Source organism: Streptomyces sp. I05A-00742, assembly GCF_013055795.1.
Classification (GTDB): Bacteria; Actinomycetota; Actinomycetes; order Streptomycetales; family Streptomycetaceae; genus Streptomyces.
Genome location: NZ_JABETO010000003.1, coordinates 273,864 through 298,511, shown reverse-complemented (window position 1 = coordinate 298,511; position 24,648 = coordinate 273,864). Strand labels below are relative to the sequence as shown.

20 protein-coding genes, 1 tRNA gene and 1 riboswitch are annotated in these 24,648 nt (G+C 72.7%); of the genes, 18 read left to right on the top strand and 3 right to left on the bottom strand.

All coding sequences use genetic code 11. The features are described 5' to 3' along the window. Positions 1-4: 4 nt before the first annotated feature. The 14 genes from HN013_RS33585 (at position 5) to HN013_RS04630 (ending at position 15,849) form a co-directional block, all read left to right on the top strand. Positions 5-970 carry a hypothetical protein gene (locus HN013_RS33585; protein WP_171162812.1) on the top strand — a complete coding sequence of 322 codons (966 nt, stop codon included), beginning with the start codon at positions 5-7 and terminating at the stop codon, positions 968-970. Beyond that, entirely contained in the window at positions 967-2,571 is a 1,605-nt protein-coding gene (locus tag HN013_RS04690; RefSeq protein WP_171163230.1) for a protein kinase domain-containing protein, read from the top strand. Before HN013_RS33585 ends, HN013_RS04690 begins: the two co-directional genes overlap by 4 nt. Before the next feature lie 162 nt (positions 2,572-2,733). Continuing rightward, positions 2,734-3,351 carry a SurA N-terminal domain-containing protein gene (locus tag HN013_RS04685; protein ID WP_171163228.1) on the top strand — a complete coding sequence of 206 codons (618 nt, stop codon included), beginning with the start codon at positions 2,734-2,736 and terminating at the stop codon, positions 3,349-3,351. Positions 3,352-3,401: 50 nt separating this feature from the next. Continuing rightward, positions 3,402-4,427 (top strand): nucleoside triphosphate pyrophosphohydrolase, encoded by a 1,026-nt coding sequence (locus tag HN013_RS04680; protein WP_171163226.1) that lies wholly within the window; start codon positions 3,402-3,404, stop codon positions 4,425-4,427. Between the two features lie 79 nt (positions 4,428-4,506). Further along, entirely contained in the window at positions 4,507-4,938 is a 432-nt protein-coding gene (locus HN013_RS04675) for a DUF6479 family protein (RefSeq protein ID WP_171163224.1), read from the top strand. Positions 4,939-5,000: 62 nt separating this feature from the next. Then, positions 5,001-6,284, top strand: coding sequence for a cytochrome P450 (locus HN013_RS04670; RefSeq protein ID WP_171163222.1), 1,284 nt, complete (start codon positions 5,001-5,003; stop codon positions 6,282-6,284). A gap of 205 nt (positions 6,285-6,489) precedes the next feature. Beyond that, the gene (locus tag HN013_RS32675; protein ID WP_283247508.1) at positions 6,490-7,488 is read left to right on the top strand and encodes a transglycosylase family protein; all 999 of its coding nucleotides are present in this window, start codon (positions 6,490-6,492) and stop codon (positions 7,486-7,488) included. A 260-nt stretch (positions 7,489-7,748) separates the two neighbouring features. Beyond that, a riboswitch (cyclic di-AMP (ydaO/yuaA leader) is annotated at positions 7,749-7,923 on the top strand. 4 nt (positions 7,924-7,927) lie between these two features. Beyond that, entirely contained in the window at positions 7,928-8,656 is a 729-nt protein-coding gene (locus HN013_RS04660; RefSeq protein ID WP_171163218.1) for a transglycosylase family protein, read from the top strand. Between the two features lie 345 nt (positions 8,657-9,001). Beyond that, on the top strand, positions 9,002-10,285 hold the full coding sequence (eno, locus tag HN013_RS04655) for a phosphopyruvate hydratase (RefSeq protein WP_171163216.1): 1,284 nt from the start codon (positions 9,002-9,004) through the stop codon (positions 10,283-10,285). A gap of 139 nt (positions 10,286-10,424) precedes the next feature. Then, complete coding sequence (locus tag HN013_RS04650) at positions 10,425-10,892, top strand: septum formation initiator family protein (protein WP_171163214.1); 468 nt, start codon at positions 10,425-10,427, stop codon at positions 10,890-10,892. 47 nt (positions 10,893-10,939) lie between these two features. Next, positions 10,940-11,467, top strand: a complete 528-nt coding sequence (locus HN013_RS04645) for a DUF501 domain-containing protein (protein WP_171163212.1) — start codon at positions 10,940-10,942, stop codon at positions 11,465-11,467. Between the two features lie 59 nt (positions 11,468-11,526). Continuing rightward, positions 11,527-12,495, top strand: coding sequence for a Ppx/GppA phosphatase family protein (locus HN013_RS04640; RefSeq protein WP_171163211.1), 969 nt, complete (start codon positions 11,527-11,529; stop codon positions 12,493-12,495). A 422-nt stretch (positions 12,496-12,917) separates the two neighbouring features. Further along, the gene (locus HN013_RS04635) at positions 12,918-14,300 is read left to right on the top strand and encodes an NAD(P)/FAD-dependent oxidoreductase (protein WP_171163210.1); all 1,383 of its coding nucleotides are present in this window, start codon (positions 12,918-12,920) and stop codon (positions 14,298-14,300) included. Between the two features lie 238 nt (positions 14,301-14,538). Then, positions 14,539-15,849 (top strand): cyclopropane-fatty-acyl-phospholipid synthase family protein, encoded by a 1,311-nt coding sequence (locus tag HN013_RS04630; RefSeq protein WP_171163209.1) that lies wholly within the window; start codon positions 14,539-14,541, stop codon positions 15,847-15,849. A gap of 57 nt (positions 15,850-15,906) precedes the next feature. Here HN013_RS04630 and HN013_RS04625 read toward each other — a convergent pair whose 3' ends face one another. Continuing rightward, positions 15,907-18,417, bottom strand: a complete 2,511-nt coding sequence (locus tag HN013_RS04625; protein ID WP_171163208.1) for an ABC transporter permease — start codon at positions 18,415-18,417, stop codon at positions 15,907-15,909. A gap of 59 nt (positions 18,418-18,476) precedes the next feature. Beyond that, the gene (locus HN013_RS04620; RefSeq protein ID WP_171163207.1) at positions 18,477-19,259 is read right to left on the bottom strand and encodes an ABC transporter ATP-binding protein; all 783 of its coding nucleotides are present in this window, start codon (positions 19,257-19,259) and stop codon (positions 18,477-18,479) included. A gap of 427 nt (positions 19,260-19,686) precedes the next feature. On the opposite strand from HN013_RS04620, the gene HN013_RS04615 reads away from it, so the two are divergent. Continuing rightward, a tRNA-Leu gene (locus HN013_RS04615) sits at positions 19,687-19,769 on the top strand. Between the two features lie 93 nt (positions 19,770-19,862). Here HN013_RS04615 and HN013_RS04610 read toward each other — a convergent pair. Next, the gene (locus HN013_RS04610) at positions 19,863-20,465 is read right to left on the bottom strand and encodes a TetR/AcrR family transcriptional regulator (protein WP_171163206.1); all 603 of its coding nucleotides are present in this window, start codon (positions 20,463-20,465) and stop codon (positions 19,863-19,865) included. A 335-nt stretch (positions 20,466-20,800) separates the two neighbouring features. On the opposite strand from HN013_RS04610, the gene HN013_RS04605 reads away from it, so the two are divergent. The 3 genes from HN013_RS04605 to HN013_RS04595 are packed head-to-tail and all read left to right on the top strand — an operon-like array spanning position 20,801 to position 24,620. Then, positions 20,801-21,826, top strand: a complete 1,026-nt coding sequence (locus tag HN013_RS04605; RefSeq protein ID WP_171163205.1) for a fumarylacetoacetate hydrolase family protein — start codon at positions 20,801-20,803, stop codon at positions 21,824-21,826. Next, positions 21,823-23,058 carry a thiolase family protein gene (locus HN013_RS33580; protein WP_171163202.1) on the top strand — a complete coding sequence of 412 codons (1,236 nt, stop codon included), beginning with the start codon at positions 21,823-21,825 and terminating at the stop codon, positions 23,056-23,058. The genes HN013_RS04605 and HN013_RS33580 overlap by 4 nt, the downstream gene beginning before the upstream one ends. Then, positions 23,055-24,620, top strand: a complete 1,566-nt coding sequence (locus HN013_RS04595) for an AMP-binding protein (protein WP_171163200.1) — start codon at positions 23,055-23,057, stop codon at positions 24,618-24,620. Before HN013_RS33580 ends, HN013_RS04595 begins: the two co-directional genes overlap by 4 nt. Positions 24,621-24,648: the final 28 nt, after the last annotated feature.

Sequence of the window (24,648 nt, the reverse complement as noted above, 5' to 3'; positions counted from 1 at the left end):
AGCAATGAATGGCCCCGGCCTCGGACCACCGCAGCCTCACCGCCCGGGCCGCGCCATGGCCGTCACCATCCGCGTGGTCATCGTTGCCATCACCGTCTGCACGGCCTTCCTGGTGAGCTGGGTGCCGATGCTGCGGGTCGCCATCGTCCGGCGCAGGGCTGCCGACTGGGTGCGGTTCTGGGTCGTGCTCGTGGCCTCCGTGGCCTGGCTGTTCATGATGGCGGAGCGGCTGTCCAGGACGGTCTGGCCCACCGTGGGGATGATCAGCGCGATCTGCACGGGCCTGTCGGCCATCGGCTACTACCTGTGGACGGACATCCGCCACTACCGGGCGATGGCGCCCCCGCGGCCCGGCGGGTATCCGGCCGGTGCCGTCCCGGCCGGCTACCCGCCGGTGGCCGCGGGGCCCGGTGGCTACCCGCCGGCCGTTGCCGGGCATCAGCCCGGGCCCGGCTCCTTCCCGCCGCCGCAGCACGTCGGACAGCAGCCTCACCCCGGCCAACTCCCGCCGCCGTACTACGACCCGGCCGCCTTCGCCGCGCAGCAGACCGCCTACGCCCACCCGCCGGTGGCGGGACCTCCGGTGGGCCACCCGGGAGTCCCCGCCGCCCCGGCGGACCCCGCCCCCGAGCGCCCGTACCGGCCGCGGCACGCCCGTCCGGCCCCGGATCAGGACCGGGACCCGTATATGACGCCGACTCAGGGGCAGGCGCCCGTCCCCGCTCCGCCCCCGGGCCACGGCTACCCCCCGGCCGCCGCCACGCCGCAGCCGCAGGCGGCCGGGCAGGGCTACGGATACCCCCCGCCGCACCCGGGCGGGCAGGACCCCGGCCACCAGCAGCCCCGGCCGCCGGCTCATCAGGACCGGGCGCGGCCGCCGCAGCGCATCGACCAAGTACGGGCCGAGCTGGACGAGTTGAGTGACCTCCTTCGCAAGGAGCCCAGGAACCACAGGGGGCAGGAGCAGTGAACGGGCGTGTCATCGCCGACCGGTACGAACTGGCGACGGTCATCGGCCAGGGCGGCATGGGCCAGGTGTGGACGGGCTACGACCGGCGGCTGGATCGCCGCGTGGCCGTGAAGCTGCTGCGTCCCGACCGGATGGCCGGTACCGAGGACGGCGGGGACGAGCTGCGCCGCCGCTTCGTCCGCGAGTGCCGGGTGACGGCCCAGGTGGACCACCACGGTCTGGTCACCGTCCACGACGCGGGCAGCGACGGCGACGACCTCTACCTCGTGATGCAGTACGTCGAGGGCGCCGACCTCGCCGACCACCTCGCCGAACACGAGCCCTACCCCTGGCCCTGGGCCGCCTCCGTGGCCGCCCAGCTCTGCTCGGTGCTCTCCGCGGTGCACGCCGTGCCGATCATCCACCGCGACCTCAAGCCGCGGAATGTGATGGTGCGCCCGGACGGCTCCGTCCTGGTCCTGGACCTCGGGGTCGCCTCCGTCATGGACGCCGACACCACGCGCCTCACCCGGACCGGTTCCCCCATCGGCAGCCCCGCGTACATGGCCCCGGAACAGGCGATGGGCGGCGCGGTCGGCCCGTACACCGACCTGTACGCGCTCGGCGTGCTGATGTACGAACTGCTCAGCGGGGAGGTGCCGTTCGCCGGGTCGACGGCGCTCGGCGTCCTGCACCGGCACCTCTACGAGCCGCCCATCCCGGTCCGCCGCATCCGCCCCGAGGTGCCCCCGGCCCTGGAGGAGCTGGTGCTGCGCCTGCTCGCCAAGGACCCGCAGGACCGGCCCGCCGATGCCCAGGAGGCGTACCGGGCCCTCGCGCCGCTGCTCCCGACGCCCGGCCAGGCCCTGGCCGACCACCACGGGGGAGGGGCCATAGGCCCCATGAACCCCACGCGCCCCTTCCTGCTGCCCCACGCCCCATGGCCCGACCGGTCCGCGACCGTCCCCGCCGCGGTGCCCGTCCCCACCCCCGCCGCCACCCCCGTCGCCGGAGTGCCCGTCGGCGCCCCCGCGGGCCCGCCGGCCCCGGCCGCGGGCGGCGGGCCCGACGTCGCCGAGGCCGTCGAGGAGGTCAAGCGCCTGCTGGACCAGGGCGGCATCACCCAGGCCGTGGACATCCTCGGCGCCATACTCCCGGCCGCCGCGGCCGAGCACGGCGAGCGCTCCGGGATCGTCCGGAGCCTGCGCAAGCAGTACGCGGCGACGCTCATGGACGACGGCCAGTACCGGCGAGCCCTCCCCGAACTGCGTGCTCTGGTCGACGAGTACGCCGCCGAGTCGGGGCCGCACGCGGCCCGGCAGGTGCTGCGCTTCCGGTACGACGCCGCCCAGTGCCTGGAGCAACTGGGCGAGGCGGCCGGGGCGCTCGACGAGTACCGCGCGCTGCTGCCGCACTTCCAGCTCGATCCGGACGACCTGGCCACCGCGTTCGAGATACGCCGGCGCACCGGCCACCTCCTGCTGTCCCTCGGTGACCGGCACGCCGCGCACGAGACGCTGGTGGCCCTGCTCTTCGACGCCGAGCGGGTGCACGGCCCGCACCATCCGCTGCCCGTGGAGGTCCGGCACACCCTCCGCTGGCTGGGCGAGGTCAGGGCATGAACCGCTGAAGTCCCGCCCGGCGCGGGCGCCTCGGCGGCCCGCGCATCCCGGTTGCCGGCGAATCGTTGGTCGAATCAGTGGCCTCGGCCACACGGACTCCCTACCATCGATCAACGCCAGGTCGATCGACGCACCGCCGCACGATCACTGCCGGGAGGCTTCATGATCCGCCGAAGGACCGCGCTCTCCGCCGCCGCAGGGCTGCTGGCCGCGACGCCCCTGCTCACCGCCTGCGGGTCCACCCCGCATCCCGGCGCCGCCGCCGTCGTGGGCGACGACCGGATCACCGTGGCGCAGCTCCAGCGCCAGGTGGAGGACGTGCGGGAGGCGCAGGAGACGTCCCCGCAGGGCGAGCAGCTGACGGCGAACAGCGCGCGGCTCAGCCAGGACACCCTCATCCGGCTCGTCCAGTACCGGATCGTGGAGAAGGCAGGCCACGACAACGGCGTCGACGTCACCCGCCACGAGCTCCAGGACGAGCGGTCCCAGGTCGAGCGGGCCAACGGGGGCGCCGAGGCCGTGCAGGGACGCTTCCTGGCGCTCGGCATCGCCCCCTCGCAGATCGACCGGGCCCTCGCCATGGACCTCGTCCGCACCAAACTGGACGGCAAGCTCGGCGCCGCCCGCACCAACGAGGTCTTGATGAAGACCTCCGAGGCCCTGCGCGTCGACATCAACCCCCGCTACGGCACCTGGGACGCCAAGCGCGGCACCGCCCGCCCGGTGCAGGAGCCCTGGCTGCGGCCCGCCGCGCTGCCGGACGCCGAGAGCCCGGTGTAGCGACGGCCCCTCGGGGCCCGCCCCGGCCGCCGTCCCCTACGCTCGACAGGGTGAACGACTCTGCGTCCCCGGCGGCCGGCCGGATCGTCCTGCTCACCACCAGCCACCGCGTCGCGCCCGGACTGCTGTCCTGGCCGGCGTGGCAGACGCTGCGCGCCGCCGACCGGGTGCTCTGCGCCGACCCCGGCCACCCGCTGCTGCCCTACCTCCGGGAGGCGGGGGTCACCGCCGAGACGCCGGAGGCGTCCCCGGCGTCCCCCTCCTTCGACGCCCGGGAGCTCGTCGAGCACTGCCGGTCCGGGGGCCGCACCGTCGTCGTGATCACCTCGGCGGCCGGGGAGTCGGCCCTGACCGACGGGCTGGCCCGGATGGCGGGCTCCGGCCGGGAGGAGATGCCCGCGCTGGAGCTGCTGCCCGGTTCGTACGACCTGCCCGGCGCCCGGCTCCTCGACCTGGTCCAGGTCATGGACCGGATCCGGGCCGCCTGCCCGTGGAGCGGCATCCGCACCCACGAGGACCTGGGGAAATACGGCCTGGAGGAGACGTACGAACTCCTGGAGGCCATCGAGACCGGTGACCGCGAGGCGCTCCGCGAGGAGCTCGGCGACGTTCTCCTCCAGGTCGTCTTCCACGCCCGCATCGCCCAGGACGACCCCGACGAGCCGTTCGCGATCGACGATGTCGCGGGCACCATCGTCGACAAGCTCGTCCACCGGCACCCGCACGTCTTCGGCGACGAGTCGGCCGGGACGCCGGAGGAGGTCAAGGCGCACTGGCTGCGCACCAAGGCCGCCGAGAAGCGGCGCGCGTCCGTGACCGAGGGCGTCCCGCTGGGGCAGCCCGCCCTGGCGCTCGCCGCGAAACTCGCGTCCCGGGTGCGGACCGAGGGACTCGACGTGGCCGTCCCGGCCGGCGAGGGCGTCGGATACGCGCTGCTGGCCATGGCCGTCCGGGCCGAGGCGGACGGCGTCGAACCGGAGACCGCGCTGCGGGCCGCCGCCCGGACCTACCGCGACGCGATCCGGGCGGCAGAGGCGGCAGAGGCGGCGGAGGCCGCAGAGACGCCCGAGACGTAACCGCCCGGTCCCGGGCTCCCGGACACCCGTTCGGCTCAGTGACGGTCTTGTCCGGGCGCCCTCCGGGTACCCGCATTCCATGCGCACCGATCAGATGGTCCTCGCCCTGCCCGCCTGGGTCGGCGGCATCGCCCCCTTCGTCGTGGGGCTGTGCGTCGGAGCCCTGCTCCTCCTCGCCTTCGCGTACGGACGGCGCTGGCGAGACAAGGAACCGCCGCCGCCGAGCCAGCCGCAGCGGCGGCAGGGCGCGTGGCAGACGCGCGAGGAGTACGACAAGGGCCCCTCCTCGCCGGACCACGGGCCGGGGCACGACGACAACGACGACTCCGTCGGCTACGTCACCGAGCACCGGGAGGCCGACCACCTGCGGACGGAGGGGCCGGGGGAGCGGGTCCTGCCGCACGAGATCAAGAACCCCGGGAGCCACGAGGAGGAGCTCACGGAGGAGCGGAAGAAGTGGAATCCGGGGAGCAGCGGAGCCTTCGGCAGCGGTGGGGGCGGCCACCACTGAGTCACCGCCGGGCGCGCCACCGGGGCGCCCCCGGCGCCGCGCCCGCCTAGTAGCGTCGGAACGTGCACGACAAGAACGACAACCACACCGCCCCCGCCGCCGGCCCCACCCCTCCCCTCTTCACGTGGGAGTTCGCGAGCGACCCGTACCCCGCCTACGCCTGGCTCCGCGAGCACGCGCCCGTGCACCGCACCGCCCTGCCGAGCGGCGTCGAGGCCTGGCTGGTCACCCGGTACGCCGACGCCCGGCAGGCGCTGGCGGACCAGCGGCTGTCGAAGAACCCCGTGCACCACTCCGAGACGGCGCACGGCAAGGGCAAGGTGGGCATTCCGGGTGAGCGGAGCGCCAACCTCATGACGCACCTGCTCAACATCGACCCGCCGGACCACACCCGGCTGCGCCGTCTGGTCTCGAAGGCGTTCACGCCCCGGCGGGTCGCGGAGTTCGCGCCCCGCGTGCAGGAGCTCACCGACCGGCTGATCGACGGGTTCGCCGCGCGCGGGGAGGCCGACCTCATCCACGAGTTCGCGTTCCCGCTCCCCATCTACGCCATCTGCGACATGCTCGGCGTCCCGCCGGAGGACCAGGACGACTTCCGGGACTGGGCGGGGATGATGATCCGGCACGGCGGAGGGCCGCGCGGCGGGGTGGCGCGGTCGGTGAAGAAGATGCGCGCCTATCTGGCCGAGCTCATCCACCGGAAGCGCGAGGCCCTGGGGGACGACCTCATCTCCGGTCTCATCAGGGCCAGTGACCACGGCGAGCACCTGACCGAGAACGAGGCCGCCGCCATGGCCTTCATTCTCCTGTTCGCCGGCTTCGAGACCACCGTGAACCTCATCGGCAACGGGATGTACGCCCTGTTGCGCAACCCCGGCGAGCGGGCACGTCTCCAGAGCGCCCTGGCCGCCGGCGACGAGAGCCTCCTCACCACGGGCATCGAGGAGCTGCTCCGCTACGACGGTCCGGTGGAGCTGGCCACCTGGCGGTTCGCCACGCAGGACCTGACGATCGGCGGGCAGCGCGTCGCCGAGGGCGACCCCGTGCTCGTCGTCCTCGCCGCGGCGGACCGCGACCCGGAGCGGTTCGCCGACCCCGACACGCTCGACCTCGCCCGCAGTGACAATCAGCACCTCGGTTACGGCCACGGCATCCACTACTGCCTCGGCGCGCCGCTGGCGCGGCTGGAGGGCCGGACGGCTCTCGCGACGTTGCTGCGGCGCCTCCCCGACCTGCGGCTTTCCGTTGATCCGGACGAGCTGAGGTGGCGCGGCGGGCTCATCATGCGGGGCCTGCGGACGCTGCCCGTCGGCTTCACACCGGAGCCCGGGCAGACGGGCACATGACTATACGTCAACTCGGCTTGACCGTCCCGGGGGCCTGACGGCGGTGGGTTGTGGCTCCTGAAGGCCGTCGCTATGTTCGACCGTCATATTCAGCAGCAGCCACACGAGAGGTCGTCGCATGCTCTCCGGGAAAGGTCGACATCGCCGCCCCCGTCAGTTGCCCGCAGCCGTCGTCGCCGCGGGAGTGACGGGCGCCGGAATCGCCATGCCCCTGCTCGGGGCCACCACCGCCGACGCCGCGGACGTCCACACCTGGGACCGCGTCGCCCAGTGCGAGAGCGGCGGGCTGTGGAGCGCGGACACCGGCAACGGGTTCTTCGGCGGACTCCAGATGACCCACGAGATGTGGGAGAAGCATGGCGGAACGGAGTTCGCCCCGCGCCCCGACCAGGCCAGCCGCGCCCAGCAGATCACCGTCGCCGAACGGATCCTGGAGGCCCGCGGCCCCTACGCCTGGCCCGCCTGCGCGGTGAAGTCGGACCTGACCAAGACCGGTCCGGCGCCCGAGGTGAACCCGGGCCGCGCCATGGAGGACACGCCGGAGCCGGCCCGCACGCCGTCCTCGGGGAAGCCGGCTCCGGAGCGGTCGGAGGAGGCGCCCGGCAAGGCGTCGGAGAAGGAGAAGGACCAGGGGAAGGGAGAGGAGAAGAAGGAGACGCCGGAGAAGCCGTCCGGCGGAACCCCGGACCCGTCCTCGGACCCGTCCTCCGGGAAGACCTCCGACAAGTCCGCCGACAAGACCTCGGAGACCCCCGAGCCGTCCGGCGGCAAGCACCGCAAGCCCGACAGCGGCACCCCGGCCCCGTCCGGCACGCCCTCTCCCACGTCCCCGTCCACGCCCCCGTCCACGCCTGAGCCCTCAGGCACTCCCACGGGCACGCCGGGTACGTCCGACACGACCGGTGCGCCCGGCGCGGACGACAAGCGCGAGGGAGCGGACGAGGGGAGCGCGGCAACCGGCAAACACCGCGCGGAGCCGTCGGGTTCGGACCAGGAGCGCGCGTCGCGCGGTGCCGAGCGCGGGCGTGCGGAGCGGCCCGCCGCTCACGACTACACCGTGCGCCCCGGTGACAACCTGTCAGAGATCGCGCAGGAGCACCGTGTCGAGGGCGGCTGGCACAAGGTGTACCAGGACAACAAGAAGGCCGTCGGGGCCGATCCGGACCTCATCCACCCTGGCCAGCAACTCGAACTGAAGAAATGACGGGAAGGTTCGCGTCGAATGTCCGTTCCGGATGAAAGTGAGACATGGGTCTCGTTGACATCCGCGCGGAGACGGCTCGTCAGAATGCCGGGAATCAACCCCCACCTGCGGAAACAGTGAGTTCCCGGGGGTGGGTGGCACAGGTGGTGGCTGAAAAGGAGGGTTTGAACCCGTCGGCCGTCTGTGTTTAACGTCGTCACCGCTCGCCATCGCGAGCACCACGGTCGTCACGCCGAATCCTGCCGACGCCCGGGGGAGTCGTCGCGCAAGCGCCGTAGGCAGGAGCGGGGGAACCAAGGTAGGTCGCCGGTACGGCTCGTCGGTCAACGACCGGAGTGCCGGAACGGCTTGGGGTGAAGCCCGGTGTACGCACCGGGCCGGGCAACTCACGCCCGAACCCGACAGCTCACCTCGTAGGCGCCGGTGAGGAAACCGAGTCATGTCCAAGGGCAAGCACCGTCGTCCGAACAAGGCCGTTCGCATCGCCACGCTCGCGGGTGTCACCGGCGCCGCTGTCGCCGCCCCGCTGATGATGGCCACCTCCGCCCACGCCGCCTCCGTGGAGACCTGGGACCGCGTCGCCCAGTGCGAGTCCAGCGGCAACTGGCACATCAACACCGGCAACGGCTACTACGGCGGCCTGCAGTTCTCGCAGTCGTCCTGGCAGGCCGCGGGCGGTACCGCCTACGCCCCGCGCGCCGACCTGGCCTCCAAGGGCCAGCAGATCGCCGTCGCCGAGAAGCTCCTCGCCATGCAGGGCCCGGGTGCCTGGGGCTGCGCCGGTGCCGGCGGCCTGACGTCCGGCGGCGCCAAGGCGAACGTGGACACCTCCGGCTCCGGCAAGGTCTCCACCAAGACCACCACCGGCGAGCGCTCCAGCAAGAGCCACGTCGACCGCAGCGAGCGCAAGGCCGCGCCGAAGCACGCCGCTCCCCAGCGGACCGCCGAGGAGGCCCCGGCCGCCAAGCCGGCCGCGCCGAAGCACGCCGCCCCGAAGACCGTCAAGGTCGGCGACGGCGAGTACGAGGTCAAGGAAGGCGACACCCTCGCCAAGATCGCCGAGGCCAAGAAGGTCAAGGGCGGCTGGGAGAAGCTCTACGACCGCAACAAGGACATCGTGGAGAGCGCCGACCTCATCTTCCCCGGCCAGAAGCTCCACCTGAGCTGAGGACGGACGCCGGACCCCGCCGTACGCGCGGGGTCCGGCGCCTCCCCGCCACACCACCGGCCCGCGGAGCCCCGCTCCCGGCCGCAGCGGGACCGCCCCGCTCCGATGCGCCCGACCCCCCTCCGGGCCGCACCGGAGCGGGGCTCCGCCGTTTCCGCGGCCGGTCCCGCCGGTTCCCGGAACCGTTCCCCGCTGAGCGAACAGCCGCCCATTCATCCCTTCATCTCGGCGTTTGTGCCATTTTTCCGGCGGGGTGGCGGTCCGAGGGCGGGTGGACCCTCCGCCGCCCGTTAGGCTCGTGCTGCAGAACGCTGGAGTACCCGGACACACACCAAGGAGACCCTCGTGCCGTCCATCGACGTCGTCGTAGCTCGCGAGATCCTCGACTCGCGAGGCAACCCCACGGTCGAGGTCGAGGTCGGCCTCGACGACGGCTCCACCGGCCGCGCCGCGGTGCCGTCCGGTGCCTCGACCGGTGCCTTCGAGGCCATCGAGCTCCGTGACGGGGACAAGAACCGCTACCTGGGCAAGGGCGTCGAGAAGGCCGTGCTCGCGGTCATCGAGCAGATCGGCCCGGAGCTCGTCGGCTACGACGCCACCGAGCAGCGCCTGATCGACCAGGCCATGTTCGACCTGGACGCCACCGACAACAAGGGCTCCCTGGGCGCCAACGCCATCCTGGGCGTCTCCCTCGCCGTGGCGCACGCCGCCTCCGAGGCCTCGGACCTCCCGCTCTTCCGCTACCTCGGCGGCCCGAACGCGCACCTGCTGCCCGTTCCGATGATGAACATCCTGAACGGCGGCTCGCACGCCGACTCCAACGTGGACATCCAGGAGTTCATGATCGCGCCGATCGGCGCGGAGTCCTTCTCCGAGGCGCTGCGCTGGGGCACCGAGGTCTACCACACGCTCAAGGCCGTGCTGAAGGCCAAGGGCCTCTCCACCGGCCTGGGCGACGAGGGCGGCTTCGCCCCGAACCTCGGCTCCAACCGTGAGGCCCTCGACCTCATCCTGGAGGCCATCAAGCAGGCCGGCTACACCCCCGGCCAGGACATCGCCCTGGCGCTCGACGTCGCCGCGTCCGAGTTCTACAAGGACGGCGTCTACACCTTCGAGGGCAAGAGCCGCAGCGCCGCCGAGATGACCGACTACTACGCCGAGCTCGTCGAGGCGTACCCGCTGGTCTCCATCGAGGACCCGCTGTTCGAGGACGACTGGGACGGCTGGAAGACCATCACCGAGCGCCTCGGCGACGCGGTCCAGCTCGTCGGTGACGACCTGTTCGTCACCAACCCCGAGCGCCTCGCCCGCGGCATCGAGGAGGGCGCCGCCAACGCCCTGCTGGTCAAGGTCAACCAGATCGGCTCGCTGACCGAGACCCTGGACGCCGTCGAGCTGGCCCAGCGCAACGGCTTCAAGTGCATGATGTCCCACCGCTCCGGCGAGACCGAGGACGTCACCATCGCCGACCTGGCCGTCGCCACCAACTGCGGCCAGATCAAGACCGGCGCCCCGGCCCGCTCCGAGCGCGTCGCCAAGTACAACCAGCTGCTGCGCATCGAGGAGATCCTCGACGACGCCGCGGTGTACGCCGGCCGCAGCGCGTTCCCGCGCTTCCGCCAGGGCTGAGCGCCCGGCGCCGAGCAGGGCGGACGGGGCTGACAAAGCCTCACGCCTTCACCCCGTCCCCGGCCATGGTCCCGTACCGTGGCCGGGGACGGTTTTGGCTTCGGTTCGGCTTCGGTGAGGCGAGCAGCGGGGAGGCGATGTGGCGGCGGAACGGTTCTCCACCGCGACCAGGCTCAAGGCGATCGGCACGGCGCTCGTCAAGGGGCCGGACGCCAGGGGCCGGCGCACCCGCCCGCCCCGGCGCAGCCGGCTCACCGGCCGGGCGGCGCTGCTGGCGCTGGTCGTCTGCTCCCTGATCGTCGCCCTGGCCTACCCCATGCGGCAGTGGGTCACCCAGCGTTCGGACATCGACGACCAGCGGCACCGCTCCGAGCGCGCCCGGGAGCAGGTGAAGCGGCTGCGCGAGGAGAAGGCGCGGCTGGAGGACCCGGCCTACGTGGAGCAGCAGGCGCGCGAGCACCTGCACTACGTCCGGCCCGGCGAGACCGGCTACACCGTGGTGGACGGCAGCGGCAAGGACCGGCACCGCCGGGACCAGGGCGCCGCCGACCGGCCGTGGTACATCAATCTCTGGGACGGTGTGGACTCCTCGGACGGCCACCGCTGACCCCGCCACCCGCCCGCCCATCCGACCCACCGAGCACGAGCGAGTACATGGACACCCCTCCTCCCCAGACCGAGCCCACCGAGCCGAACGACGCGGACATCGCCGCGTTCGAGGAGCAGCTCGGCCGTCCCCCGCGCGGCCTGCGGGCGATCGCCCACCGCTGCCCCTGCGGCAACCCGGACGTCGTGGAGACCGCTCCGCGGCTGGAGGACGGCACGCCCTTCCCGACGCTCTACTACCTGACGTGTCCCCGCGCGGCCTCCGCGATCGGCACGCTGGAGGCCGAGGGCGTGATGAAGGAGATGACGGCCCGGCTGCAGAGCGACCCGGAGCTGGCCGCCGCCTACCGCGCCGCCCACGAGGACTACATCCGGCGGCGCGACGCGATCGAGGTGCTGGAGGGCTTCCCCAGCGCGGGCGGCATGCCGGACCGGGTGAAGTGCCTGCACGTGCTGGTGGGCCACTCGCTGGCGGCAGGGCCCGGGGTCAACCCGCTGGGCGACGAGGCGATCGCCATGCTGCCGGAGTGGTGGCGCAAGGGGCCGTGCGTCACGCCGTGCGGCACCGAGGAGTAGGTTCCCCTCTTTCTCTCCCCGGCGCCTCCCGGCGCCCGACCCCGACTGCTGGAGTGCGCATGACCCGCGTTGCCGCGATCGACTGCGGTACGAACTCGATCCGTCTGCTCGTCGCGGACCTCGACCCCGCCACCGGCGCGTTCGAGGAGCTCGACCGGCGGATGACGATCGTCCGGCTCGGCCAGGACGTGGACCGCACCGGGCGGTTCGCGCCGGAGGCGCTGGAGCGGACGTTCGCGGCGTGCCGCGAGTACGCCGGGGTGATCCGTGAACTCGCCGCCGAGAGGGTGCGGTTCGTTGCCACCTCCGCGTCCCGGGACGTGGCGAACCGCGAGGAGTTCGTGCGCGGTGTCGTGGCGGTCCTGGGCGTGGAGCCCGAGGTCATCACCGGTGACCTGGAGGCGGAGTTCTCGTTCACCGGCGCGACGAGGGAACTGGCCGGACGGGACGACCTGGAGCGGCCGTTCCTCGTGGTGGACATCGGCGGCGGCTCCACCGAGTTCGTGGTCGGCGACACGCGTGTCCGGGCGGCCCGGAGCGTCGACGTCGGCTGTGTGCGGATGACGGAGCGTCACCTCGTCGCCGGCGGACGGGTCGTGGACCCGCCGTCCCCCGAGCGGATCGCCGCGATAAAGGCCGATGTCGAGGCGGCGCTCGACCTGGCGGAGAGCACGGTTCCGCTGCGCGAGGCGCGGACGCTCGTGGGCCTGGCGGGTTCGGTGACCACGGTGGCGGCCATCGCCCTGGGCCTGTCCGCGTACGACTCGACGGCGATCCACCACGCGCGGATCCCGCTGGAGCGGGTCCGGGAGATCACCGCGCACCTCCTCTCCTCCACCCACGACGAGCGCGCGGCGATCCCGGTGATGCACCCGGGCCGCGTCGACGTCATCGCCGCCGGGGCCCTGGTGCTCCAGTGCGTGATGGAGCGGATCGGCGCGCGGGACGTGGTCGTCAGCGAGCACGACATCCTGGACGGGATCGCGTGGCGGACGGCGGAGCAGGCGGAGGCCGCGGCGCGGTCCTGACGCGGGTCCGGGGCCGCCGGCGAGGGCGTCGATATCGCCTGATATGCCGCCCATGGAAACGCGCCGCCGACGGCGTCCGGAAAAAGTTCGTGAAATCCTTCACATGAAAAAATGGCCCCGGAGCCGTGGAACAGGGCCGTCCGGCCCCCATCCGGGTGCGGAGTGGCCCCGATGAGCGTGAACGGCCTTGCTCTGTCAGGTGAGAAGGAACGTTCCGGCACTCCGTCGCGATGCCCTGGTCCAGTGGCGCCGAGGGACGCAAGGCCAGCTCAGCGGGGGTGATCAACGCTCACGCCGGCCCGGTGGTTCCCCCGGAGGGGTATGGCGTGGGTCACGTGGGCGGCGCAGTGTAGCAGATACCACCCCGCGTCTTGTGAAGGGGCGCACGAGCACCCCTTCGGGGTGTGCTGGATACTCGAAACATGAGCACCACGGAGCGTCCACGGATCCTCGTAGTAGGCGGTGGGTACGTCGGCCTGTATGCGGCGCGCCGCATCCTGAAGAAGATGCGGTACGGAGAGGCGACCGTCACGGTCGTCGACCCGCGCTCGTACATGACGTACCAGCCCTTCCTCCCCGAAGCAGCTGCCGGGAGCATCTCCCCGCGTCACGTCGTGGTGCCGCTGCGACGTGTGCTCCCCAAGGCGGAGGTCCTCACCGGCCGCGTCACCACCATCGACCAGGACCGCAAGGTGGCCACGATCGCGCCGCTCGTCGGCGAGGCGTACGAGCTGCCCTTCGACTACCTGGTCATCGCGATGGGCGCGGTCTCCCGTACCTTCCCGATCCCCGGCCTGGCCGAGAACGGCATCGGCATGAAGGGCATCGAGGAGTCCATCGGGCTGCGCAACCACGTCCTGGAGCAGCTGGACAAGGCCGACTCGACCACCGACGAGGAGATCCGCCGCAAGGCGCTCACCTTCGTCTTCGTCGGCGGCGGCTTCGCCGGCGCCGAGACGATCGGCGAGGTCGAGGACATGGCCCGTGACGCGGCCAAGCACTACCGGAGCGTCAAGCGCGAGGACATGCGCTTCGTCCTGGTCGACGCCGCGGACAAGATCCTTCCCGAGGTGGGCCCCAAGCTCGGCCAGTACGGCAAGGAGCACCTGGAGAGCCGCGGGATCGAGATCCACCTCTCCACCTCGATGGACTCCTGCGTCGACGGCCACGTCGTGCTCAAGAACGGCCTCGAGGTCGACGCCAACACGATCGTGTGGACCGCGGGCGTCAAGCCCAACCCGGCGCTGGCCCGCTTCGGCCTGCCGCTGGGCCCGCGCGGCCACGTGGACACCCAGGCGACCCTCCAGGTGCAGGGCACCGACTACATCTGGGCCGCGGGCGACAACGCCCAGGTGCCGGACCTCGTCGGCCGCAAGGCGGGCAACGAGAACGCCTGGTGCCCGCCCAACGCCCAGCACGCGCTGCGCCAGGCCAAGGTCCTCGGCGACAACGTGATCTCCGGTATGCGGGGCTTCCCGCAGAAGGAGTACAGCCACGCCAACAAGGGTGCGGTCGCCGGTCTCGGCCTGCACAAGGGCGTCGCGATGATCGTCATGGGCAAGATGAAGATCAAGCTCAAGGGCCGTCTCGCCTGGTACATGCACCGCGGCTACCACGGCATGGCCATGCCGACCTGGAACCGCAAGATCCGCGTCCTCGCCGACTGGACGCTGGGCATGTTCCTCAAGCGCGAGGTCGTCTCGCTCGGCGCCATGGAGAACCCCCGCGAGGAGTTCTACGAGGCCGCCAAGCCCGCTCCGCGGCCCGCCGACGCCGTACCGACCCAGAAGGCCAAGGCCGGCTGAGGTCCCGCCGGCAGCGCACGGCATCCGCACAAGGGCGTCCACCGAATCCGTGGGGTGGCCGCCCTTCGGCGTACCCGGGGCCGGGCCGGACGACGGGTGACGCTCGGCCGTCGTGACGATTTCGCCTCGTCGGGGTGAAGGTGACGCAGTACGGGAGGGAAGGACTACTGCACGGCTCGCCGGTGTTTAGGTGTCAGATGAATCAATCTTCTGACGCTTCATCATGGAGGTGTGCGACATGGCCCAGGCCGCCCGACGGCTCGCCGACCTCGCGGAACAGGTACTGGGGGCACCGCTCCCGGTCCGCCTCCGCGCCTGGGACCGCAGCGAGGCAGGACCGCCCGGCGCGCCCGTCCTCGTCATCCGCAACCGCCGCGCCCTCCGCAGGCTGCTCTGGAAGCCGGGCGAACTGGGCCTGGCCCGCGCCTGGGTGGCCGGGGACATCGACGTCGAGGGCGACCTCTACGCGGCCCTCGACCTGCTCGCGGAGTCGATCTGGGAGCGCGGCGAGGAACCCGCCCGCCGCTCCGGCCCCCGGGCCGCCCTGGACGCCCTCCGCGACCCGCGGCTGCGGGCCGCGGGCCGGGAGCTGCTGAGGCTCACCGGGCCCTGGACGCCCCCCGCGCCGCCCCCGGAGGAGGCCCGCGGGACGAACGGGCCGCTGCACACCCTGCGCCGCGACAAGCAGGCCATCAGCCACCACTACGACGTCGGCAACGCCTTCTACGAGCGCGTTCTCGGCCCCTCGATGGTGTACTCCTGCGCCTACTGGGAGGACGGCGGCACCCTGGAGGACGCCCAGCGGGCCAAGCTCGACCTCGTCTGCCGCAAGCTCGGCCTCGCCCCCGGCATGCGGCTGCTCGACGTCGGCTGCGGCTGGGGCTCCATGGTGCTGCACGCCGCCCGCGAGTACGGGGTGACCGCGGTCGGTATCACGCTCTCCGAGGAGCAGGCCGGCTACGCCCGCAAGCGGATCGCCGAGGCCGGGCTGACGGACCGGGTGGAGATCCGCGTCCAGGACTACCGCGAGATCTCCGACGGGCCCTTCGACGCGATCTCCTCCATCGGCATGGCCGAGCACGTCGGCCGCGAGCGCTACGCCGAGTACGCCGCCGACCTGTACGCCCTGCTCAGGCCCGGCGGCCGGCTGCTCAACCACCAGATCGCCCGGCGGCCCCTGCGGGACGAGGAGGCGTACAAGGTCGACGAGTTCATCGACCGCTACGTCTTCCCGGACGGCGAACTCGCGCCCGTCGGCCGGACCGTGGCCCAGCTGGAGGAGGCCGGGTTCGAGGTCCGGGACGTGGAGGCGCTGCGCGAGCACTACGCCCTGACGCTGCGGCGGTGGGTGGCCAACCTGGAGGCGCACTGGGACGAGGCCGTGCGGCTGACCTCGCCGGGGCGGGCCCGGGTCTGGCGGCTCTACATGGCCGCCTCGGCGCTGTCCTTCGAGCGGAACCGCATCGGCGTCAACCAGGTGCTGGCGCTACGGACCCCCGGATCCGGTGATCCCGGACTGCCGCTTCGCACCCGGGAGTGGCGGGCCTGACGACGACGGACGGGCCCGGCTCCGCGGGGGAGCCGGGCCCGTCCGTGACGGCTGCCGTCAGTCGGCCTTGATGGCGGCGAGCATGTTCATCCGGGCCGCCCGCCCCGCCGGCCACAGGGCGGCCAGCATGCCGACCGCGGCGGACAGCACCAGGAAGAGCGCCATCCGGCCCCAGGGCAGGGCCAGTTCGTAGGTCGCCATCTGGGTGGCGATCTGCTTGCCCGCGGCCCAGCCGAAGAAGACTCCGAGGCCGATGCCCAGCACCCCGCCGAAGAGCGAGATGACCAGCGACTCCAGGTGGACCATCCGCTTGATGCCGGTGCGGTCCAGGCCGATGGCCCGCAGCATGCCGATCTCCTGCCGGCGCTCGAAGACCGACATCGCCAGGGTGTTGACGACACCCAGCACCGCGACGATCACGGCCATGGCGAGCAGCCCGTAGAGGACGTTCAGCATCAGGTTGATCATCTGGGCGACCTCGCGGGAGATGTCCTCCTTGCTCTGGACCTGGATCGCGGGGTTGTCGCCGAGGGCCTTGCGCAGCGCCTTCTTGGTCTCGGCGCTCTCCCCCTTCGCGGTCTTGACCAGCACCCGCTTGTCGACGGCCTCGGACAGGTGCGGGGTCAGGGTGCGGTTGTCCACCATGATCCCGTTGAACATGTCGTTGCCCTTGTAGACGCCCCCGACCGAGAGCCGGCCGCGCTTGCCGTCCTCGTAGGTGACCTCGAAGGACGAACCGGCCTTCCAGTGGTGGCTCTTGGCGGTGTCCTCGTCGACGACCACGCGGGTGCCGGACAGGCCGGCGAACGAGCCGGTGGTGAAGTCGAGCCCGAGGAGCTTGCCTGCGGTCCCCGCGTCCACGCCCTTCAGGTACTCGTTGTCGCCGTCGATGCGGGAGGCGCCCTCGCGCATCGCGCCGACGGCCGTGACGCCGGGCTGTGCGGCGAGCTTCTTCGCCACCTCGGGCGAGAGGTCGTTCTGGTTGGCCATGACGACCGCGTAGTCGGCCTTCAGGGAGTCGGCCGCCATCTTGTCCACGCCCCGCTGGACGCTGGAGGCGATGACCGTGAGGCCGGTGATCAGGGTGAGGCCGATCATCAGCGCGGAGGCGGTCGCGGCGGTCCTGCGCGGGTTGCGGACCGCGTTCTGTCCGGCGAGCTTCCCGGCCATCCCGAACAGGCGCAGCAGGGGCCCCGCGGCGGCGATCAGCGGGCGGGAGAGCAGCGGGGTCAGCACGAACACACCGATGAGCAGCAGGCCCGCGCCGAGGCCCAGCCCCTTCTCGTCGCCCGCGCCGAGGGACACCGCGACGCCCGCGGCGGAGAACAGGCCGCCGATGGTGTTGCGGACCACGAGGGACCGGGTGGTGGCGACGGCGTGGACGCTGCTCATCGCGGCGACCGGGGGGATCTTCGCGGCGCGCCGGCCGGGCAGCCAGGCGGCCAGCATCGTCACGCCGATGCCGACGGCCAGGGAGACGGCGATCGAGCTCGGGGGGATGATGAGCGGGCCGTCGGGGGTGTCGCCGGGCATCAGCGACTGCATCCCGGCGCCGATGCCGATGCCGGCCAGCAGACCGGCGACGGCGGCGACCGCGCCCACGACGAACGCCTCGACGAGCACCGAGCGCGTGACCTGGCGGCGGCTGGCGCCGACGGCGCGGAGCAGGGCCAGCTCCTTGGTGCGCTGGGCGATCAGCATGGTGAAGGTGTTGGCGATGATGAAGATGCCGACGAACAGCGATATGCCGGCGAAGACCAGCAGACCGGTCTTCATGCCGTTCATGCCCTGGGCGATGATCTCGGCCTCGTCGTCGGCGAGCTTCTTGGCCGTGGTGGCCTCGGCATCGCGCGGCAGGATCTTGTCGATCGCGGACTTCAGCCGGTCCTGGGACGTACCGGGGGCCGCCTTGACGTCGATCTCGTGGAATTGGCCGGGCTTGGCGAAGAGCTTCTGCGCGGTGGCGGTGTCGAAGAGGGCGAGGGTGCCGCCGGCGGTGACCTGACCCCGGTCGGTGGTGACGATGCCGGTGATCCTCTGGGTGAGGACCGGGCCCTTGACGGACAGCCGGACGGTGTCGCCGACCTTGAGGCCCGCGCGCTCGGCGGTCTTGGTGTCGACGGCGATCTCACCGGCGCGCTGCGGCGCCCGGCCGGACGTCAGCGGGTAGCGGGCGTCCTTCCCGTCCCTGCCCGGGAAGTAGTTGGAGCCGATCCGGGAGAAGCCCTGGCCCACCAGCTCGCCGTCCTTGCCGGACAGGTAGGCGTGGCCGTCCACGATGCCGGTCGCGGAGGCGGCGCCGGGCACCGTGGCGGCCTTGTCCAGCAGACGCTGGGTCAGCAGCGGGGCGGCGCCGGGCCTGCCCTTGTCGTCGTCCTCCTTGTCGGGCTGGACGGCGACGTCGACGTGGGAGTAGCCCTTCTGCGAGCTGTTCTGGAGGGCGTTGGAGAAGGTCTCGGTGAAGACCAGGGTGCCGGAGACGAAGGCCACGCCGAGCATCACGGCGAGGACGGTCATCAACAGCCGGGCCTTGTGCGCGAGGACGTTGCGCAGAGCGGTACGGAACATAGGTGGTCCTGGGTTCGGGTGGTCTAGTCGGCTGACGTCGGCTTTTGGCTGCCGGGCGGTCAGCTGGTCCGGCCCTTGGCGTCGAACGCCTTCATGCGGTCCAGGACGGCGTCGGCGGTCGGCTCGTACATCTCGTCGACGATGCGGCCGTCGGCGAGGAAGACCACGCGGCCCGCGTAGGAGGCCGCGACCGGGTCGTGGGTGACCATGACGACGGTCTGGCCGAGTTCGCGCACCGAGTTGCGGAGGAAGCCCAGGACCTCGGCGCCGGAGCGGGAGTCGAGGTTGCCGGTGGGCTCGTCGGCGAACATGATCTCGGGGCGGCCGGCGAGGGCGCGGGCGACGGCGACGCGCTGCTGCTGGCCGCCGGAGAGCTGGTTCGGCCGGTGCTTGAGCCGCCCGGAGAGGCCGACGGTGTCGACGACCATGTCCAGCCACTTCTGATCGGGCTTGCGGCCCGCGATGTCCATCGGCAGCGTGATGTTCTCCAGGGCGTTGAGCGTGGGCAGCAGGTTGAACGCCTGGAAAATGAAGCCGATCTTGTCCCGGCGGAGCTGGGTGAGCTTCTTGTCGTTGAGCGCGGTCAGCTCCGTGTCGCCGATGCGGGCCGAGCCGCCGGAGACCGAGTCGAGTCCGGCCATGCAGTGCATCAGCGTGGACTTGCCCGAACCGGACGGGCCCATGATCGCGGTGAACTCGGCCTGCCGGAAGTCCACGGAGACGGCGTCCAGCGCGACCACCTGGGTCTCACCCTGGCCGTAGACCTTGGTGAGATCCGTGGCGCGGGCCGCCACGGCGGCGGTGCGGACGGCGGTCTGGGTGCCGTAGGGGCTGGTGGTCACGGAGGGCACTCCTGTTCGGACGTGGATCGGGGCGTGATTCCATGGTCCTGTCCGTCTGCCCCGCCGGGATCAGCCCAGGCTCCCGTTCCCGGGCCACTCTCCAGAGGTACGGGCCGCGGGCCGGGTCATCCTCGGGTATGACGGCGGCCGCGGGGGCCTCGGGGGGCCCGGAAGAGAGCGGGACGTCGAGATTGCGACAATTCCGGGGGAGTGCCCCGGTGGGGTGGTGAAGTGGTGAACGGGGTGGATCGGCCGCTGGCATGTGCCTATGGCGTCATTGCTGTACTGACAGGCGCTCAGTTGCCCATAAAATAAGACAACCTCTGGTCAGTGTTCCGCTGTTTGGGGGGCGCCACCCGGATAGGCTCATCCTGTTCTCCTCAAGGGAACCCGCGCGCGCGTACGTGCACGCGTGGCCCGAGGGCCCGCCCGGATGGTGGAATGCAGACACGGCGAGCTTAAACCTCGCTGGCCCTTCGGGCCGTGCCGGTTCGAGTCCGGCTCCGGGCACATCCGCACGTACGCCGTTCGCCCGTGGGCGGGCGTCGGTGCCCGGCGACGGGCGCGTCCCGGGCCGCCCCGGGACGTGGCCCGGCCCGGCCCTCAGCCGGCGCGTTCCGCCGTGGCTCCGCCGGCCATTTGGAAGAGCGTCTTGAGGGCGGTGAACGCCTCGGTTCGGTCCACCAGGCCGTCGAGTCCGTGCAGGGTGTTCACCCCCACACCGCTGCCGAAGACGATCGACGCCAGGCTCTTGGCGTCCGGCAGGCCGGGGGCGTGGGCGGTGATCCGCTCCAGATAGCCGACCCAGACCCGGCGGGTCCCCTCGTACCCCCGCACATAGGCGTCGCGCAGCGGTCCCGGGCCGCCCATGACGTCCGGCAGCACGGTCGCGAACACCCGGCCGCAGGGGGCGTCGACGACCGTGAGGTGGGCGTCGACCAGGGCGTCGAAGGAGAGCGGGCCGGTCTCCGGGAGCTGTCGGCGGTACTCCTCCTCGGCGCTGCGGAAGGCCTGCGCGATCACTTCGACGATCAGGCCCTCCTTGGAGCCGAAGTGCCAGGCGACCGAGCCGCGGCTGATGCCCGCGCGGCCGGCGACCGCCTGCACGGAGGCGGCCCGCGGGCCGCCCTCGGCGACCAGCTCCGTCGCCGCCTCCAGCAGCCGCCGGCGGCTCTCCCGGGCGGACTCCTCGCGACGACCAGTCATGCGGGTGATTGTTCCACGGGCCGGGTGGCGATCGAAGGGGTCGGACGCCACGAGCTGTCCGGAAAACCAATCCCGGCAAGGCTCTTGACGGCCTGTGCCGCGCGTTCAACGATTGGACCACCGTCCAGTTTCCACGGGTGGACGGCGTCGGGGGCCTTGAATGTCCTGGTTCACGGCGCCTGGTACCGCAGAAGTGGCGGTACCCGTTCCGAGCCGCACGCCTCCCGCACCGCTTTTCACCGGTTGCCCACCGGTTGATTCACGCCACTCCCGGGCCTCCCCGCGTTCCCGCAGTCCTGTCCGGGACCATCACCGACCGCACGATCGGAGCCGTCATGCGCCTGGTCACATTCGAGAGCACCAATCCCGTCGGCGGGACCCCGCCGGGACCGCCCCGCGCCGGAGTCCTGCTGGACGAGGGCGCGGTGGTCCTCGACCTGGTCGCCGCCGCGCCCGGCGACCCCGGACTCGCCTCGCTCCAGGCCCTGATCGAGTCCGGCGAGGCCGGTCTGGACCGGGTGCGGGAGCTGTGCGAGCGACGCCCGGGCGAGGCCCTGCTCGCCCGGGACGGCGTCCGGCTGCTGGCGCCGCTGCCCCGGCCGGTACGGCTGCGCGACTGCGGGCTGTTCATCGCCCACCTGGAGAGCGGCCTGCGGGAACTGGCCCGGCGGCAGGCCGCGGCGGCGGAGGACCCGGCCGCGGAGTTCGACCGGCTGATGGCCAGCGGGAAGTTCGACCTGAGCCCGCTCTTCCGCGAGCGCGTCATGTACTACACGGCCGATCACCTGGCGGTGAGCGGGCCGGAGGACGAGATCACCGCGCCCACCGGGTCCCGGGAGCTCGACTTCGAACTGGAGTTCGCGGCCGTGCTGGGCCGGACCGGCCGGGACGTGAAGCCCGCCGACGCCCCCGCGTACATCTTCGGCTACACCGTCTTCAACGACTGGAGCGCACGCGACCTCCAGGCCGCCCTGATGCGGGCCGGCGTCGGGCCGTGCGAGGGCAAGGACTTCGCGGGCTCCAACACGCTCGGGCCGTGCGTCGTCACCCGCGACGAGCTCACCGACCCGTACTCCCTCACCATGACCGCCCGCGTCAACGGCGAGGAGTGGTCGCGCGGGAGCACCGACGGGATGGAGCACAGCTTCGAGGACGCCGTCGTGCACCTGAGCAGGGACCGCGCGGTGCACGCGGGCGAGGTGATCGGCTCCGGAACCGTGCCGTCCGGCACGGGGTTCGACCTCGGGCGGCACCTGAAGGACGGGGACGTGGTCGAGCTGGAGGTCGAGGGGATCGGCGTCCTGCGCAACACCGTCCGGGTGCCCGCGGGGCACGGCCCGCAGGGTCCGGGCCGGTCATGAACGACGTGTACGTGCTGGGTGTCGGCCGTACCGCGTACGGCCGGTTCCCCGACCGCACCGTCGGCGGGCTCGCGGGCGAGGCACTCGGCCTGTGCCTCGCCGACGCGGGCGTCGGACTCGAAGCGGTCGAGGGGGTGTTCTTCGCCAACGCCACCCAAGGCGCCCTGGAAGGACAGCACCTGATCAGGGGACAGGCGGCCCTGCGCGACGCGGGCGTCGAGGGCGTCCCGGTGTTCAACGTCGAGAACGCCTGCGCCTCCGGCACCGCCGCCCTGCACCTCGCGGCCACCGCCGTCCGCGCCGGCGAGATGGACATCGCGCTCGCGATCGGCGCCGAGCGGATGTACGGGGCCGACGAGGAGCGGCTGCGCGCGGCCTTCCACGGCGGGCTCGACGTCGCCCGCTGGGAGGAGGGGCTGGCGTCCCTGCGGAAGGCGGCCGGGGCCGACGCGGCTCCCGACGGTCGGCGTTCGGTGTTCATGGACGTCTACGCCGCCCTCACCGCCGACTACCGGCGCCGCCACCCCGATTGCACCCCCCGCCGGCTCGCCGCCGTCACCGCCAAGAACCGGCGGCACGGGGCGCTCAACCCCCGCGCCGCCCGCCGCGAGGCGCTCACCGTCGACGAGGTACTGGCCGCGCGCACGATCGTCCCGCCGCTCACCCAGCCGATGTGCGCGCCCATCGGGGACGGCGCCGCGGCGGCCCTGGTCTGCTCGCCGGCCGCGGCCCGCCGGCTCGGCGCCGGCCGGGCCGTACGGATCCGGGCGAGCGTCGTCGCCTCGGGCACCGGGCGGACGCTCGACGAGGAGGCCCGGCGGATCACCCGGCTCGCCGCGGCCACCGCCTACGAACGCGCCGGTCTCGGCCCGGCCGACGTCTCGCTCGCCGAGGTGCACGACGCCACCGCGATCGGCGAGGTGTTCCAGGTGGAGGCGCTGGGCCTGGTCCCGCCGGGCGAGGGCGCCACGGCGGCCGAGCGCGGCACGACCGCCCTCGGCGGCCGGCTGCCGGTGAACACCTCCGGCGGGCTGGAGAGCAACGGCCACCCGGTCGGGGCCACCGGCGTCGGGCAGATCCACGAACTGGTCACCCAGCTGCGCGGCGAGGCGGGCGACCGTCAAGTGCCGGGCGCCCGGATCGGAGTGGCAGAGAACGGCGGCGGGTTCCTGGGCTTCGAGGAGGCCGCCGCGGCGGTCGTCGTGCTGGAGGCACCGGGGAGGGACGCGTGAACATCGCACAACTGCTGTACCGGGCGGCCCTCACCGCCCCGTCCGCCCCCGCCGTGTGCGAGGGGGCGACGGTCCTCCGCGACCACCGGCACCTGGCCGGCCGCGCGCAGGCGATCGGTGACGCACTGCTCCGCACCCACGGCCTGCGCCCCGGCGACCGGGTCGCGCTGGCCATGCGGAACACACCGGTCTACCCCGAGGTCCTGTTCGGCGTCTGGTGGGCCGGGCTGGTGCCCGTGCCGATGAACGCCCGCCTGCACCCCAAGGAGTTCGCGCAGCTGACCGAGGACTGCGGCGCGCGGCTCTGCGTGGCCACCGACGAACTGACCGGCCCGCTCCACGACCAGGGGCTCGGCGCGACCGCGCTGGTGTCCGTCGCCGATCTGACGGAGGCCGCCGACCCGACGGAGGCCGACGGGCGCGGCGTCGCCCGTCCGCCCGCCGAGGTGGCGGCGGACGACCCGGCGTGGCTCTTCTACACGAGCGGCACCACCGGCCGCCCCAAGGGCGCGACGCTCACCCACGGCAACCTGACGGCGGCCACCGACAGCGCCCTCACCGACATCGGGGCCGGCGTCGAGGCGTCGATGCTGCACATCGCCCCCATGTCGCACGCCGGCGGCCTCTTCGGCCTCGCCCACGTCGCCCGCGGCCGGGCCCAGGTCTTCCCCCGGGGCGGGCGCGTGGACGCGGACACCCTGGCGGAGGCGCTGCGGGCCTTCGGCCCCGTGACGTTCTTCGCCGTGCCGACGATCCTGCGCCGCCTGCTCGACCCCGCCCTGCTGCCCGACGAGCTCGTCCCCCGGGTGCACCGCATCCTCTACGGCGGCGCGCCGATGTACGGGGAGGACCTGGAGCGGATCATCGCCCGCTTCGGCCCGGAACGGCTGTGGCAGGGCTACGGGCAGGGCGAGTCGCCCGGCACCATCACCCACCTGCGCCCGGAGGACCACGCGGGGGACGATCCCGGGAGCCTGGCCCGCCGGCTGGCGGGCGTCGGCCGGGCGCGGACCGGCGTCGAGGTGCGGGTGGCGGACCCGGACGGCCGGGAGGTGCCGGCCGGGACGACCGGCGAGGTCCTGGTCCGCGGGGCCACCGTGATGACCGGCTACTGGAACGCGCCCGAGGCCACCGCCCGGACCCTGCAAGACGGTTGGCTGCACACCGGCGACCTGGGACGGATGGACGCGGACGGCTTCCTCACGCTCGTCGACCGCGCCAAGGACCTCATCATCTCCGGGGGTTCCAACATCTACCCCCGGGAGGTGGAGGAGGGACTGCTGCGCCATCCCGCGGTGGCCGAGGCCGCGGTCGTCGGGGCGGCCGACCCCGAGTGGGGCGAACTGCCCGTCGCCTTCGTGGTCCGGGCGGACGGCGGTGACGGCCCCGGGGAGGCGGCCCTCGCCGCCGAGCTGGACGCGCACTGCCTCGGCCACATGGCGCGCTACAAGCGGCCGCGGCGCTTCCTGTTCGTGGCCGCGCTCCCCAAGAACTCCTACGGAAAGGTGCTGAAGACCGAACTACGGGGGCTGATCGGCCGGTCCCCGGAAGCCGACTCCTGAACGTCAGAAGGTTTCCCCGGAAACCGGA